Here is a 15,492-nt window from a genome sequence, read left to right on the forward strand (position 1 = left end):
GCTTGGTTTTTATGCTTGTTGTCACTGATAATAAACCCCTTTTTTTACCGGTTGTGGCGTTTTCTGCCATTCTGGTCACGATAGCCAGGATTGCCGATGCTTCCAGACGCAGGCAGGAAAAAATCCATCCGCCTGAGCACTAATCTGTTGGCGATAAAAACGCTTCTTCAGTGACAAGCGCGTCAATATTGCCTCATGTCGTCTGGATGCAGTGTTGCAGTGACGGATATCTGCCTGTGTGGTGCCTCTGGTCTATGACTGAATGCGGCCCAGGCTCCATCATTGATCTACATCTTTTAGCAACGTGGCGTTGCAGCGCTTTTCTATATCCCCCCGCGTGGAAAGCTTGGTCAATATAAGTTTCCCGCTGTACCTGCCGAACCTGGAATTGAATTGCCTTGAGAGATTCGGTGCGTAATAAGGCCTGGATTTTTATTGTCACTTTATTCACTTTTTATTAATCGCGTGTTTCCGTGTTATTTCGTTACCCCGCAAGTACAGCGTAATGAACAAGAGCGAATGTGAATCCTTACTTATCTTTTCTTTGGTGTGAGTAACATCTCAATTGCTTTGCCAGTTGCAGCAAAGGCAAATGCACCAGTGACGTGAGTTGCTGCGCCAAGGCCTGTGCTGCAATCTAGATTCAGTGCTGCGTTGCTGATTAATGATGGTCGTATTCCACAGACGCTACCGTCAGCTTGTGGATATTTCACATTCTCCAATGAATACACTGCGGGCACACCAAAATAGCGTTTCGGATTCTTGGGAAAATGGAATTCGCTACGCAATTTCTTACGGATCAAAGCAAGCAGCGTATCGTGTTCCGTTCGAGAGATATCGCGTACCCGCACTAGAGTCGGTTCAGTACGTCCCCCTGCAGCACCAACGGTGATCAGGGGTTGTTTATGGCGCCGACAGGAAACGATAGTTTCAACTTTGATCCGAAAGCTGTCGCAAGCATCAATAATCAAATCGAAATTTTCCCCAAGCAGTGCTTCCATGTTGCTCCTTGCCAAAAATAACTCTGTTGCTGACACGTTGATCCTGGGATTAATTGCACGGCAACGTTCAGCCATTGCCTGCGCTTTGTTCCTTCCGTATTGACCTATCAGTGCAGGTAGCTGGCGATTGGTATTGGAGATACAGAGATCGTCTGCGTCAATCAAGCTCATGTACCCTATAGCCGAGCGTGCAAGTGCTTCGACAATCCACGAACCGACTCCACCTATTCCGATGACCGCCACACGACATGTCGACAGCCGTGCAACCGTGCCTAGGCCATATAGCCGATCGATACCGGAGAAGCGTTCGCCCCAGTGTTCATTCCTCATGTCATGTATTTCCTTGTCTTGTGTCTCTACCACTCGATTCCCCCTATAACGGGTGTTAAATATTTCTATAGATGTTTTTGAAAGGAGTAAGCTGCTCAGTTGCAGCTGTTGTCATAGAGCGTCTATGGAGTTGCACAGGTCTTTAATATGGATGCTGTTATGAGGCTTATTGCTGAGTGGAGAGCGCTCATTTCATGAGTTCTCTTCCTGGGAGAGGAGTTGCCACAACGCTCTACATTTCGGTCTTGGCCAATCTGTGCGTTCATTTTTCCTATCTCGATGGTGCTTGCCATGTGTCACCATCTACGGATTGATCGTTAGGGGGGATGGAGTACGTGTTGCCTATTGGGTGATGTAAAGCGGATGGCATACTAAAAGCAGCACCAATATGCTGTCCTGGATGTATAAATGCTTGCATATGATTTGATAGTGCTTTTCGGAAACAACTATCTAATTGGAAAAGTCCAGGGCATTGATACGGTGCTGGGGGAGTTGTGTAACTGTGCAATCATATCGATATCACGCTCTGTTTCGCTCGTGGCGCTAGGTCAGTTATACTCTGCGACGCTTGCTGATACAGGTAATGCATGAATGGCACGCTTCTTGACTGAGTCGACCGGCAGTGAAAGATGCACATGCATTGAGATGCTTAGGCCACTTTGACCTAACCGTTACCATCCGCCTTTTGCCATGATTTGCGTTATGTTCATCTCTTTGTGTGGAGGATCGTGGGGCGGCTAGGCCGTTTTATTTAATATGGAGAACTGACAATGAACATACGTATCCTCCCCTTTGCTCTGCTTGCAACTGTTACTGTAGCTGGTTGCAATACAGCTCGGCTTGGTTATGGCGGTGGGTATGGTGGGGGTTATAACCAACAGCGTTGCATTGACTGTGGTGTTGTGACTCGAATCAATGTTGTGCAGTCCAACCGCTCTGCTCCGACGGGTGTCGGTGCCGTGATCGGTGGCGTTGTCGGCGCAGTGGCTGGACGCCAGATCTCCAAGAAGACTGGAGGAAGTAAAGGTAATCAAAACATATCCACGTTGGGTGGGGCTGCTGCGGGTGCCTTAGCGGGCAGTACGATTCAGAACAATGTCACCAAAGATAGCTACGATATCCAGGTGCGTATGGACGATGGCCGTGTGATTGTGGTCAACCAAGCTGATTTGGGTGGTGTCACTGAGAAGGCTTACGTGCGCTTGGTTAGTGGTCGCGTGGTGTTGCGTTAATGCATACGCATGATTTACTGTGATGTTTGCAGATGGGAAATTCGCCGTTAAAGCAGTTTTAAGGAAAGCCCTCTGCAGAGGGCTTTCTTTTGTGTGTAATGAGCATAATTAAGGGGCATAGCTTTTAGACCATACAGTATAAATAATAGTTAAAAGAAGGATGATCACGGCTCATGTGGTTGCAATCGATTATATTTAACGGTTTGCATTCTTCTTTATTTAAGATTGCTTCATTTAAAGAATTCGTCCAATGAATTTTTGAATAATTAGCGGAAACCCAGCACTGGGGTCTCACTTCTCGAGTCTCTGATTACTTTATGGTTGTTCGTCGTCTCATGACTGCTCACCACTTCATAGCGATGTGGCATTCAGTATTGTTTTTATCGCTGTAATGTTTGTTCTGCTATGACATCATGGCATTGGATTGACAGACAGCGTGTTGAGATGACCAAGTTCTACCTGATTTCAATCACAATTGCTTGGTGACAGAAGCATTTACAGCTTGTCATACCTTGATTGGCATGGGTGAGACGGTAAGTTTGATTGAATATAAATATAAAACAGTTTTTTGAAATTTATGGTGGCGCTACTTAAGTTAAATTCTTTAATCTGACAATCTATCTTCAAAGATTACATTTTTTCTGGAGCTATTAATCGGATTGTTGAAAATGCTGTGTATTTATTTTTTCTGAATAACGCATATTTTCTTTCAAAGTAGCCAGAATGGCATTGTATTCATTAACACAGTAGTGTTCGATCTATTCCTACTTACTTTGTTAGTAGCCATGATAATGCTTTATTTCCGTAGTGTGCTGTTTTGCATAAGCCTGATGCAATCATTGTCTAAATGAAGTGGCAGGGAAGGGAGTATCAGGCGTGTGAATACAGCTACTAGATTCCATCCTTGCCTTAGCGGAGATGGTTATTGCTTTTATTCTTGACGGCTTAGGAGGACGCTATAGGACACGGATGTGAGTAAAAAGCACAAAAAGGCATCGTTCTGGAGTCCTTAGAACGATGCCTAATGCGGAGCTACTTGAGGGAGATCAGTTTGCTTTATGGATTGAGCGCTTGCTGACCGCCATAGCTGCGTCGTGGATTGCTTCCGATAAGGTTGGGTGGGCGTGGCAGATCCGTGCGAGATCGTCAGCTGAGCCACTAAATTCCATAGCCAATACCCCTTCATGTACCAATTCGGAGACGTTCACACCGATCAGATGTAAACCTAACACGCGATCAGTTTCTGCATGTGCTAGGACTTTCGCAAAACCAGATGGCTCGGCCATCGCAACGGCGCGACCGACTGCGGCGAACGGGAAGGATCCAGCTTTGTAAGGAATGTTGTCTGCTTTGAGTTCTTGCTCAGTCTTACCAACCCAGGCGATTTCCGGCTCTGTGTAGATGACCCATGGGATGGTTTCAAAGTTCACATGGCCTGGCAGGCCCGCGATCAATTCAGCTACTGCGATCCCCTCTTCGAAGCCTTTGTGAGCCAACATCGGGCCGCGTACACAGTCGCCAATGGCCCAGACACCGTCGACACCGGTATGACAGTGTTCGTCCACCACGATCTGGCCACGTTCGTTGAGCTGTACCCCCGTGCCATCTGCAAGCAATCCCTTGGTTGCGGCCTTGCGCCCGACAGCCACTAATAGTTTGTCGACAGTGAGTGTCTGCTTACCGGAGGCGTCAGTGTAGGTAACGATGACTTCTTTTTTGTTGTTTTTACTTGAAATTTCGGTTCGGGAGACCTTAGCGCCGAGTTTAATGTCCAGCCCCTGTTGCTTGAATTCCTTGGCGGCGGTTTTGGCGACATCGGCGTCAACTGCAGCTAGAAAGTTTGGCATTGCTTCAAGAATAGTGACTTCCGCACCTAGGCGTTTCCATACGCTGCCTAATTCCAGACCGATGACTCCGGCACCGATCACCGCCAAGCGTTTTGGGACTTTTGTAAAGTCCAGGGCACCGATATTGTCGACAATCGTTTCACCGTCGAACGTTGCAAATGGCAGTTCAACGGAATCCGAGCCTGATGCCAGGATCACGTTGGCGCCTTTCAGTTCGATGTTCTTACCCTCGTGTTGTTTCACTTTGACCACGTTGCCAGGTTGCAATTGGGCAAATCCATAGTAGGGAGTGATTTTGTTTGCTTTGAAGAGCATCGCAATGCCACCGGTGAACTGTTTCACGATTTTGTCTTTGCGGGCGATCATCGTGGCAATATCCATCTTGGCATCTTTGAAACTGATGCCATGTTCGTTGAATAGATGTCCCATGTTCCAGTACTGGCGGGAAGAGTCCAGCAGTGCTTTGGAAGGGATGCATCCCACGCGTAGACACGTGCCTCCAAGCGCTGGCTTACCGTCCTTGCCGAGTGCTGCATCGACGCAAGCGACCTTCAGACCCAGTTGGGCGGCGCGGATTGCAGCGTGATAGCCAGCTGGACCGGCTCCGATAACAACGACGTCGTAATGTTCACTCATTGCTGTTTTCCTGTTCTTGTTTGATTGCAACGTCAATCAATGAGTAGTTATCTTGACCGCTTTTTATTTTGTCTATGTATTATTGGCATTCTTTTTTACTCATTCGTGGATAAATGCCGCATAGATCATTTGCTTGCCGTCGATAAATGGATTTTTTTGTATCACTCTCATTGGGATGTCGCTGCTTGAAATAAATGTCTTCCAACTGGTGGTAGCCAGTACATTGACGCAGTAAGTACACCAGATTTTTTCGCAGATAGTCGTTTTCAATCTTGAGTCGATCTAAGTCGTCTCTCAATTTTTCCTTTGCTTCGCTTTCACGTGAGACTTTGATATGACCAAAGGTATTGATGATTGCGGCGACGACGGTTGCTATCGCGATGACTGTCGTACTTATAAGAGCGATCAATGTTGCATCCATGTGTGAATCTCTTCCTTATAAGCCGAACAGCATCCGCCCGGGGTCTTCCAATTGATTTTTGATGTCCACCAAGAATTGAACCGAATCTTTGCCATCAATGATGCGGTGATCATATGACAGTGCCACGTACATCATTGGCGCAATCACAATGTTGCCGTTCTCAGCAATGGGGCGCTCTTTGATGGTATGCATCCCTAAAATCGCGCTTTGTGGCGGGTTAACGATTGGAGTCGAGAGCAATGAGCCAAAGGTGCCACCGTTGGTGACGGTGAAGGTGCCTCCCTGCAACTCTTCTAGACTTAATTTGCCGTCGCGTGCCTTCTTGGCGTAATCGGCGATGCGATGCTCAATGTCGGCGAAAGACATCCGTTCGACGTTGCGCAGTACTGGCGTGACTAAGCCTTTATCGGTGGATACCGCGATCGAAATATCGCTATATCCGTGGTAAATGATGTCTGTACCGTCAATTGATGCGTTGACCAAGGGGAAGCGCTGTAGTGCATTGGCGGCGGCTTTCACGAAAAAGCTCATGAAGCCCAATTTGATACCGTGGGCTTTCTGGAATTCTTCCTGTAGCTCTTTGCGTATGTTTGAGACTTTGGCCAGGTTGATTTCATTAAAGGTGGTCAGCATCGCAGTGGAGTTCTTCGACTGCATGAGGCGTTCGGCGATGCGTTGCCGGATACGGGTCATTGGGATGCGTTCTTCTAAACGCGTACCGCTGGCGCGGGCGGCTCCATTTTGCTTAGCAAAGTTGATGATATCTTCTTTGGTGACAGCACCACGGCGCCCACTTCCTTCGATCTGGGCTGGGTCAATACCTTCGGTCGTTGCCGTGAAACGAGCACCTGGAGGCAGACTGTCAACGTTGGATTTGGCGGCTGGAGCGGATACAGCAACCGGTTTCTGATCAATCACCTGAGAGGGTGCTGGAGAGGGTGCAGTAACGATGCTGCCTTCTTCAATGATTGCCAGAACTTGATTACTGGTGACAGTACTGCCGGCGTCGAATTTGATTTCTTTCAAGACGCCGTCGACAGGGGAGGGGACTTCCAATACAACTTTGTCGGTCTCCAGGTCGACGATGTTCTCATCGCGTTTGACAATCTCACCGGCTTTTTTGTGCCAGCTGGCAATGGTGGCGTCTGAAACGGATTCAGGTAATACCGGGACTTTAACTTCGGTGCTCATTCTGGATGTGTCCTAGGGATTCTTGTTCTTGTGAAGAATGATTATTCAGCGACATGATTGTTGAACGGATTCAACAGTGCATCGGCAACGAGGCTTTCTTGCTCGGCCATATGTTCTGCCATGTGCCCAACGGCTGGAGATGGAGAACTTGAGCGGCCGGCATAGTGAAGCCTCTGAGCATGTGCCAATACGGCTTGTAGGTGATGCTTGATTTGGTACCACGCACCTTGGTTTTGCGGCTCTTCCTGGCACCAAACGACATCGGTAGCCTTGTTGAAGCGTTTTAGTTCGCTGGCCAGCAACGCACGCGGGAACGGATACAACTGCTCGATACGTATGATGGCTACGTCGTTTTGGCTTCGTTTCTGCTGGTTTTCGAATAGGTCGTAATAGACCTTGCCGGCACACATAACGATGCGCTTGACGTGTTTAGGGTCAGCTGCATCGTCTGGGATGATGTGTTGGAACTTACCGTTAGCCAGTTCGTCCAAAGTGGAGACTGCCAGTTTGTGGCGTAGCAGTGATTTAGGCGTCATGACGATCAGCGGTTTCCGCGTGGACATGCGCATCTGTCGACGGATCATGTGAAATGCTTGCGCTGGAGTGGTGGGCACGCAGACCAGCATATTTTCCAGTGCGCACAATTGCAGGAAACGTTCTAAACGTGCGGAACTATGTTCCGGACCTTGGCCCTCATAACCGTGCGGTAAGAATAGCGACAGGCCGCTAATTCGCCCCCATTTGACCTCACCGGCAGCGATGAATTGATCAATGACCACTTGTGCACCGTTGGCAAAATCGCCGAACTGGGCTTCCCAGATACACAGCGTGTTGGGATCGGTGGTCGAGTAACCATACTCAAAGCCCATAACGGCTTCCTCGCTGAGCAGCGAGTCGATTACCGTCGCATCGTCCGGGTTGCTGACCAGTTGGTGCAGCGGCAGATAATAGCTGTCGGTTTTTTGATCGTGCAGGATGGCGTGGCGGTGGAAAAAGGTGCCGCGTCCGGCGTCTTGGCCGACCAAGCGTAGCTTGTGGCCTTCAGCCAGCAACGTGGCATAGGCCAGATTTTCGGCAAAGCCCCAGTCACACGGCTGTTCGCCAGCAGCCATTTTGATGCGGTCTTCATAAATCTTGGCGACACGTGGGTGCAATTCCACAGTGGGTGGAATGGTATTGATGAGTGCGGCCAACTTGTTCAGCGTCTGACGCTTCACGCTGGTCTTGACCGTATCCTCCAGTTTTCCGGACAGGTACTTGGACCAGTCGATGACGAATTCATCCGTGTGTTTGCTTGCAAGCTCAGTGGTGAACTTGCCTGAGTCCAGTTTGGCTCTGTAGTCATCTACCATTGCTTTGGCTTCGCCTGCAGCAATGACGCCTTCGCCCTCTAGCTTGGTTGCGTAAAGCTCGCGGGTGGTTTTGTGCTTCCGGATGGTCTGGTACATCACTGGTTGCGTTGCAGCCGGTTCATCTGCCTCATTGTGTCCCCAGCGGCGGTAGCACACTAGATCAATGACTACGTCTTTTTTGAATTGCTGGCGGAATTCGTAGGCCAGTTGCGCTACGAAAACGACGGCGTCTGGATCGTCACCGTTAACGTGGAACACTGGTGCACCGATCATTTTGGCGACATCAGTGCAGTATGGAGTGGAGCGAGCGTCATCCCGCGCACTTGTGGTGAAGCCGATTTGATTATTAATGATCACATGCAGAGTGCCGCCCACTGCGAAGCCACGTGCCTGCGACATCTGGAGCAGTTCCATGACCACACCTTGGCCGGCGAATGCAGCGTCGCCATGGATCAGGATTGGTAGCACGGTTTTGCGTTCTGTGTCCCCGAAGCGCTCTTGACGCGAACGTACTGACCCTGCAACGACTGGATCAACGATTTCAAGGTGCGATGGATTGAAGGCGAGTGCCAAATGTACTTGCTTGCCATCGCTGACGGCGATGTCAGCTGAGAAGCCCATATGGTATTTCACGTCACCGGTGTGAGCGCGGTCGTGATGGGCGTGCTCGAACTTGCCCTCGAACTCGTCGAACAATTTGCGTGGATTTTTGCCCAACGTGTTGACCAGCACGTTTAGTCGGCCGCGGTGGGCCATACCGACCACGATATCCTTGACATCATTGTTGCCGGCTTGACGCACCAAGGTGTCCATCAACGGAATCAATGCATCACCTCCCTCCAGAGAGAAGCGCTTCTGTCCTACATATTTCGTATGCAGATAACGTTCCAGGCCCTCTGCGGCGGTCAGACGCTCGAGGATGCGTTTGCGGTTGGTCGCGTTACTAGCAATTTTGCCGCCGACATTTTCCAGACGTCGATAGATCCACTGGCGCTGTTCGAATTCAGAGATATGCATGAATTCTGTGCCGATAGTATCGGTATAGGTTGCTTTTAAGTGTGCGAGCAGATTGCGTAGCTTCATCCGTGGCTGGCCACCGATGCCACCCGTGCTAAATTCATTATCGAGATCGGCTTGCGATAGATTATGAAATGGCAGATCTAGATCAGGTGGGTTACTCGGCGGAGTCAGCCCCAGTGGATCGATTCGGGCACCAAGATGGCCACGTGAGCGATAAGCAGTGATGAGACGGCCGATGTTGCGTTCCCGTTCGTCGCTTGGGCCCTGCTTGACACTTTGCTTGGCTGTGTCGGTGATATGAGCGATGACCGCCGAGTGTGGGATGTCACCTGCATCACGTCCCTTAAAACCGTCGAAGTAAGCTTTCCACTTGGGATCGACGCTATTGGGCAAGACAAGGCATTGCTCGTAAAGATCTTCAATGTAGGCGGCATTGCCGCCGGCCAGAGGAGAGGATTGGGTAAACTGCTTGATTAGATTGTCCACGATGCTTAGTCGGGTCGATGGGGGTTGGCTACGTCTGCAATGCAAGGATATGTCTAATCGACGTCCTAGAGTCACTGAACTGAATTATAACCCTATGAATCCTTAAGGAGGTGGTAATTGCACGTTCCTCCAATGGATTTTATCCATTGCTGAGGTGCTCAGAGCAAGTGCAACGTGCACCTGCTGGGGTTTGTTGCGATGTCATTCGTGGTGAGCGACGCTGCATGATCGCTTCGATGCTTGTCTAACGATGTTCTGCACACAGCGCTTGTGTGATGGTACGACGCGGAATGTGTGTCGATGTGATTGATCAACGAGGGTGCGTTTTGCACCTTGATGTGTAAGCCTTCTTGCGTGCTTTTTCTCAAATTAGAATTAATCTGCTTCCGGTAAAGACATGCTTTGCAGCTACGTTATTTGTCTTGTGTCAGCATTCTATAGGAACAGTACAAATCGACTCTGTATTCTGTTGTGCAATGCGATTTGCTCTGCAAGCGCTGTTTATTTCAATGTGCCTGAACAGATGTTTGAAGAGAGGAGGCTTGCATGACCGCAGCCTCAATTTAGAGTGACGGTATCGTTGCTACATATAAACCAACGGATGACGCAATGTATCCGGTAACGAAGATGCCACCCCATTTAAATGCTCACGGATCCTAGCAAGAAAGTCTGAGTATTACATCACTTTAGTATGTTCATACTGGATCTCCCATGAGGGCAATTTTCCTGCTGTTGTTGTTCATCGCCTCATATTAAAGTATTTCCGCAAACGGCATCGCACAGCAGCTCGTATTTATCTTTGGACGCGTGATCCAAACGCATGGATGGCCAGGCTGAAGAAGTGTGTTGTTGGAAATTGTGCTGCCATGTTTCCATGCTGGAGACAGTCTGTTATTGAAGTTACTGTGGGGATGCTTGAGTGCTGATCGCCGATTATTTCTGAGTTCTTAGTCGTCTGCGCGTCCATCCCCACGATGGTTAATTCAATCATGGAGGTGTTGGATTTACGTCGTTTCTGCCATCGCAACGTGCAGCTTCTATCAATACCATTCCGCCGGTTATACACAGTGTTTTGTGTGGGGATGCAGGACTCTTCATGTACAGGGTTGTGATCGTGCCACGATACATTAACTATATCGTGGCACTCCTCATCGCTGTGCTTCAGCAGTGTGCTAAGCCATCATTGGGCATATGGATATCAATCAGTCTTCGGGACAGGGTGTCGCGGAGGAGGCTTCCTTGTTGCTTGCGTCGTTGTCCAGAGTGTTGTCATCAAGTTGGTAGTGGCCTTGCCCCACGAGATCGAATAATGCGGCGCGGCCGCGTTCGGAGAGTGCTGTGTAAACGTGGATGTCGATGCGTTCGGCGGCGGCCAAGCGTTGTGCATCCTGAGATGTAAGTGTGAATTCCAGGCCACTACAGAACAATGTGGCATCGCGGCTGGCACGGCGCCAAGCGGTACGCGACCACGGATGACGTATGAGTTCACTACCGCTGGCAAGGGCATGTTCTAACGTCTCACGCTGTGGTGTTGTCGTGTAAGGCACGATCGTGTTGGAGCTGCGGTAAGTGGTGATGAAACGGCCGAACCAATTGCCGAGTTGCTCCGGATCCTCGTGCATCCTCAATGCATTCAGAGCAGCGATCGCACGATCCATCGCGGCGGCGTCGATTTCGTAGGGGTCCTCGGGTCGTGTGAGGTCTGCATCTTGGTAACGTACTGCCTCGTCCGCCTCACTGATGAGTGTGTCCAGCCAGTCGCTAATTAACTCGGCTGAAGATGGAGCACGCATGCCCAACGAGTAAGTCAAACATGGATCATCGGCGACCCCGTGATGTGGGACCAGTGGCGGCAAGTAGAGCATGTCACCAGGTGCCAACACCCATTCGTGAGTTGGAGTAAATTGGCGCAGCAATTTGATGTCTACGTCATTGCGGAAATCCAGAGGCGGTGCCTTGCGACCCATCGCGACGCTGGCGTCGATGTGCCAATGGCGATGCCCTTGGCCCTGGAGTAGGAAAACATCGTATTGGTCGACATGCGCACCAACCGAGCCGTGAGTGGCGGCGAAGCTAATCATGATGTCATCAATCCGCCAGCGTGGCAGAAAGCGGAAATGTTCCAGGAGTGCGCGCACATCTTGGTCCCACTTATCTACATCCTGGACCAGCAGGGTCCAATCATGGTCAGGCAGTTTGGGAAATTCCTCTTCTTGGAAAGGTCCGTGACGTACCTCCCAGGTGTCGGTGTTGCGGTTGTGCCGGACCAGGCGGCAGAGAACACCCTCTTCGCAAGCCAGTCCGGCGAGATCCTCGGGAGTCACTGGGCTGTGGAAGTCAGGAAACGCGTTGCGGATCAGCAGTGGGCGCTTTTGCCAATAGTGATGCAGGAAATATTCCTCCGGCATGCCTAATGGATATTGATCGGTTGCTTGAATTTCAAACGGGAATAAAGGGACGGAACGTTTCATCTGTATTGGATTTGGAATGAGTCAGCGTGCGCTGTACGTGTTGTGCGATATGTTCGGTGCGTTGAGGCTTTTTGAATGATCAATTGATGGGGATATTTGTGATGTGCGGACGGAATATTCTGGGAAATTCATTGCAATGTATGGCCCTACATCACGCTTCTTCGACTGACTTAGATGTTCAGTGCCAACTGCTTCGCCAGACCGGTATAAGCCCTTGGAGTTAAATCGTGCAGCCGCTGTTTGGCTTCGGTTGGCAGATCCAGGGTTTCGATGAAAGCGCGCATCGAATCGGCGGTGATGCCCTGACCACGGGTCAGCGCTTTCAGTTGCTCGTAGGGGTTGGGTAGATTGTGGCGGCGCATGATTGTCTGTACTGCTTCGGCCAGCACTTCCCATGCCACGTCCAGGTCAGCGTCAATGCGTTCTGGATTTGGGCTGAGCTTGTGTAGCCCTTTGTTTAAAGAATCTAAAGCCACCTGAGTATGGCCAAACGCGGTGCCGAGTGCGCGTAGTACGGTGGAATCGGTGAGGTCACGTTGCCAGCGACTGATCGGCAGCTTGGTCGAAAAATGCTCAAATAATGCGTTGGCCACGCCGAAATTGCCTTCAGCATTTTCGAAGTCAATCGGATTGACTTTATGCGGCATGGTTGAGGAGCCGATTTCACCTTCCTTGAGCTTTTGTTTGAAGTAACCCAACGAGATATAGCCCCAAAGATCGCGTGCCAAGTCGATCAGAATGGTGTTGGCGCGGCGGATTGCGTCGCTGATCTCGGCGATGGTGTCGTGCGGCTCAATTTGTGTGGTGTATGGGTTGAAGACCAAGCCCAGGCTCTCAACAAAACGTTGTGCCAATGCAGGCCAATTGACCTCCGGATAGCTGATGGTATGTGCGTTGTAATTGCCTACAGCACCGTTGATCTTTCCGCTCAGTGCAATCGTGGCGATCTGATGGCGCTGGCGTTCCAAACGGGCTACCACATTGGCGATTTCCTTGCCCAGCGTGGTAGGGGAGGCGGTTTGCCCGTGGGTGCGTGAGAGCATCGGTTGTGCGGCCTGAGCATGGGCCAAGGTGCGCAGATGTGTAGCGATACCGTCCAGTGTCGGGAGCAGTACGTCATCTCTGGCTTGTTGCAACATCAAGCTATAGGACAGGTTGTTGATGTCCTCGCTGGTGCAAGCGAAATGGACAAACTCCAGTCCGCGGCGCAGCTCTATATCGTCCTTAAGCTGCTCTTTGATGAAATATTCCACTGCTTTTACGTCGTGATTGGTGGTGTGCTCAATCTCTTTCACACGTGCGGCGTGCTCAATGGTCAAACCGTCTGCTAACACACGCAGACGTGTTTGCGCGGCAACGGAGAACGGCGCCAACTCGACAATGTTTGGTTCTGCGGCCAACGCCAGTAACCATGCAATCTCGACTTTCACCCTGGATTTGATCAAGCCGTATTCTGAAAAAATTGGCCGCAATGTATCGACTTTAGACAAATAGCGCCCATCCAGTGGCGACAAAGCAAGTAGGGGTAAATGTGACATGGCCGTAATTGAGGGAAGCGGGAGCGCCACTATTCTACGCTGCACCTGTCTGCCCTTTCTGGGTTGGAATATGGTCCATTCCTGATCCTGTGATCCTGTGATCCTGTGATCCTGTGATCCTGCTTAGGTACGGCTTTGGCAGTGTCTGCAAACCATGCCGATCAGGTTGTTATGAAAGTGCCCAAGCACGGGATTGATGGAAGTTCACAGCATGGATGCCCCGCGCGATGCAAAATCCTTGACTGCACCAGGGAAGGGGAGCAAGAGAGATAGGACACAGCCTCTAGGACAACGTGGCCCAAGGTGCGTATGTTGGCTGCTGTTCGCGGTTTTTCTGATCGTGTTTGGTGGGGCGTTGCAGGACCTAAGGAGGCCCGGCTGGCTACATATGGTGATGTGAAACGTTGTCTAACCGTATTAAGGGAGTATCTTGCGGGTGTGCTGTCAATTCATGAGTGCAGTTTTTGTCGCTTTTCCGTTCCGTATCAAGCGGAACACTGATCCGTGGAGATGCAGATGAGCAACAGTGATCGTTACAGAATTGAACACGACAGTATGGGTGATCTACGGGTGCCGATTGATGCGTTGTGGGGCGCGCAGACGCAACGTGCTATCGAGAACTTTCCGATTTCCGGGCGGTCAATGCCTCAGGGATTTATCCACGCATTGGGGTTTATCAAGGCGGCTGCGGCGAAGGTTAACGCTGAGCTGGGGCTGTTACCAAAGTCAATGGCCAAGGAGATTGAGGCCGCTGCATTGGATGTCGCTGCGGGCCGTTATGATGCGGAATTTCCAGTCGATATTTACCAGACTGGCTCAGGAACCTCGTCGAATATGAACGCTAATGAGGTGATTGCGACGCTGGCCATGCGTGCCACCAAGGGGCCTATCCACCCCAACGACCATGTCAACCTTGGCCAAAGTTCTAATGATGTGGTTCCAACAGCGATTCGGATTTCCGCAACGTTGGCGGTTCAGGGACGATTATTACCAGCGCTCAAGCATTTACGCAAAATGATTAACAAGCGTGCCCGTGGTTTGGGCAGTGTGGTGAAGACCGGCCGTACCCACCTGATGGATGCGATGCCGCTGACGTTCGCTCAAGAATTCGGTGCCTGGTCGGCACAAATTGTCTCTGCAGAGGCGCGCTTGAATGACACCCTGAAACGGTTGCATCGGCTGCCATTGGGAGGGACAGCAATTGGTACCGGCATCAATACGGATCCACATTTCGGCCGTAATGCGGTGAAGGTACTGTCAGCATTGACAGGGATTCACTTTGAGAGTGCGAACAATAAGTTCGAAGGATTGGCAGCGCAAGATGATTTGGTTGAGTTATCCGGCCAGTTCAATACGTTAGCAGTGGCGTTGATGAAGATTGCTAATGATCTACGCTGGATGAACGCTGGACCGCTTGCTGGCTTGGGAGAGATTGAGTTGCCCGCGTTGCAGCCGGGAAGTTCGATCATGCCAGGTAAGGTAAACCCGGTGATTCCGGAAGCAGTGGTGATGGTCGCCTCGCAAGTGATTGGCCATCACACTGCAGTGACCGTGGCTGGGCAGAGTGGCAATTTTCAGTTGAATGTGACGTTACCGCTGATTGCTTACAACCTATTGGAGTCTGCGACGTTGCTTGGAAATGTGGTGATGCTGTTGGCTGATAAAGTCATCGTTGGCCTGAAGGTGCGTCAGGATCGAGTGCAGGAGGTGCTGGAGCGGAATCCGATTTTGGTGACAGCGTTGAATCCGATCATTGGCTATGAGAAAGCTGCGGTGATTGCTAAGCGTGCTTATAAGGAGCACCGGCCAGTGCTTGAGGTCGCCTGCGAGGAGAGCAACCTAAACCCTGTGGAGTTGGCGCGCTTACTTGATCCGGCTGCGTTGACTGAGGGTGGGATTCATGTCGTCGGGGGAGGTGGTGGATAAGACATGTTGCTGGAGGCTTTGTGTCATCACATTGGCGGATG

At 50.5% G+C, this 15,492-nt stretch carries 9 protein-coding genes; 2 read left to right on the forward strand and 7 right to left on the reverse strand.

From position 1 onward, the window contains the following. Window positions 1-533: 533 nt before the first annotated feature. Complete coding sequence (locus tag F7G16_RS07525; protein ID WP_004087872.1) at window positions 534-1,331, reverse strand: tRNA threonylcarbamoyladenosine dehydratase; 798 nt, start codon at window positions 1,329-1,331, stop codon at window positions 534-536. Window positions 1,332-2,101: 770 nt separating this feature from the next. On the opposite strand from F7G16_RS07525, the gene F7G16_RS07530 reads away from it, so the two are divergent. Then, complete coding sequence (locus tag F7G16_RS07530; RefSeq protein WP_004087873.1) at window positions 2,102-2,563, forward strand: glycine zipper 2TM domain-containing protein; 462 nt, start codon at window positions 2,102-2,104, stop codon at window positions 2,561-2,563. A 1,046-nt stretch (window positions 2,564-3,609) separates the two neighbouring features. Here the strand turns inward: F7G16_RS07530 and lpdA are convergent. The 6 genes from lpdA to purB all read right to left on the reverse strand — a co-directional run bounded on the left by lpdA (window position 3,610) and on the right by purB (window position 13,525). After that, entirely contained in the window at window positions 3,610-5,046 is a 1,437-nt protein-coding gene (gene lpdA / locus F7G16_RS07535) for a dihydrolipoyl dehydrogenase (RefSeq protein WP_004087874.1), read from the reverse strand. Window positions 5,047-5,125: 79 nt separating this feature from the next. After that, the gene (locus F7G16_RS07540) at window positions 5,126-5,467 is read right to left on the reverse strand and encodes a hypothetical protein (protein WP_004087875.1); all 342 of its coding nucleotides are present in this window, start codon (window positions 5,465-5,467) and stop codon (window positions 5,126-5,128) included. Between the two features lie 15 nt (window positions 5,468-5,482). After that, a complete protein-coding gene (gene sucB, locus F7G16_RS07545) occupies window positions 5,483-6,658 on the reverse strand; it encodes a dihydrolipoyllysine-residue succinyltransferase (RefSeq protein WP_004087876.1) in 1,176 nt (391 codons plus the stop codon). Between the two features lie 41 nt (window positions 6,659-6,699). Then, window positions 6,700-9,516 (reverse strand): 2-oxoglutarate dehydrogenase E1 component, encoded by a 2,817-nt coding sequence (locus F7G16_RS07550; RefSeq protein ID WP_038232867.1) that lies wholly within the window; start codon window positions 9,514-9,516, stop codon window positions 6,700-6,702. Window positions 9,517-10,718: 1,202 nt separating this feature from the next. Next, window positions 10,719-11,987, reverse strand: coding sequence for a ribosomal protein uL16 3-hydroxylase (locus tag F7G16_RS07555; RefSeq protein ID WP_038232869.1), 1,269 nt, complete (start codon window positions 11,985-11,987; stop codon window positions 10,719-10,721). A 170-nt stretch (window positions 11,988-12,157) separates the two neighbouring features. Continuing rightward, a complete protein-coding gene (gene purB, locus F7G16_RS07560) occupies window positions 12,158-13,525 on the reverse strand; it encodes an adenylosuccinate lyase (protein WP_038232871.1) in 1,368 nt (455 codons plus the stop codon). A gap of 516 nt (window positions 13,526-14,041) precedes the next feature. Here purB and F7G16_RS07565 point away from each other — a divergent pair. After that, window positions 14,042-15,451, forward strand: coding sequence for a class II fumarate hydratase (locus F7G16_RS07565; protein ID WP_011097773.1), 1,410 nt, complete (start codon window positions 14,042-14,044; stop codon window positions 15,449-15,451). The last annotated feature ends 41 nt before the right edge of the window (window positions 15,452-15,492 follow it).

This window comes from Xylella fastidiosa, assembly GCF_011801475.1.
Taxonomy (GTDB): Bacteria; Pseudomonadota; Gammaproteobacteria; order Xanthomonadales; family Xanthomonadaceae; genus Xylella; species Xylella fastidiosa.

What these genes read in the sequence shown, in the direction of transcription:
- F7G16_RS07540 (WP_004087875.1), bottom strand. Translation starts at nt 5,467, where the DNA reads ATGGATGCAACATTGATCGCTCTTATAAGTACGACAGTCATCGCGATA.
- purB (WP_038232871.1), bottom strand. Translation starts at nt 13,525, where the DNA reads ATGTCACATTTACCCCTACTTGCTTTGTCGCCACTGGATGGGCGCTAT.
- F7G16_RS07555 (WP_038232869.1), bottom strand. Translation starts at nt 11,987, where the DNA reads ATGAAACGTTCCGTCCCTTTATTCCCGTTTGAAATTCAAGCAACCGAT.
- sucB (WP_004087876.1), bottom strand. Translation starts at nt 6,658, where the DNA reads ATGAGCACCGAAGTTAAAGTCCCGGTATTACCTGAATCCGTTTCAGAC.
- F7G16_RS07525 (WP_004087872.1), bottom strand. Translation starts at nt 1,331, where the DNA reads ATGAGGAATGAACACTGGGGCGAACGCTTCTCCGGTATCGATCGGCTA.
- F7G16_RS07565 (WP_011097773.1), top strand. Translation starts at nt 14,042, where the DNA reads ATGAGCAACAGTGATCGTTACAGAATTGAACACGACAGTATGGGTGAT.
- F7G16_RS07530 (WP_004087873.1), top strand. Translation starts at nt 2,102, where the DNA reads ATGAACATACGTATCCTCCCCTTTGCTCTGCTTGCAACTGTTACTGTA.
- lpdA (WP_004087874.1), bottom strand. Translation starts at nt 5,046, where the DNA reads ATGAGTGAACATTACGACGTCGTTGTTATCGGAGCCGGTCCAGCTGGC.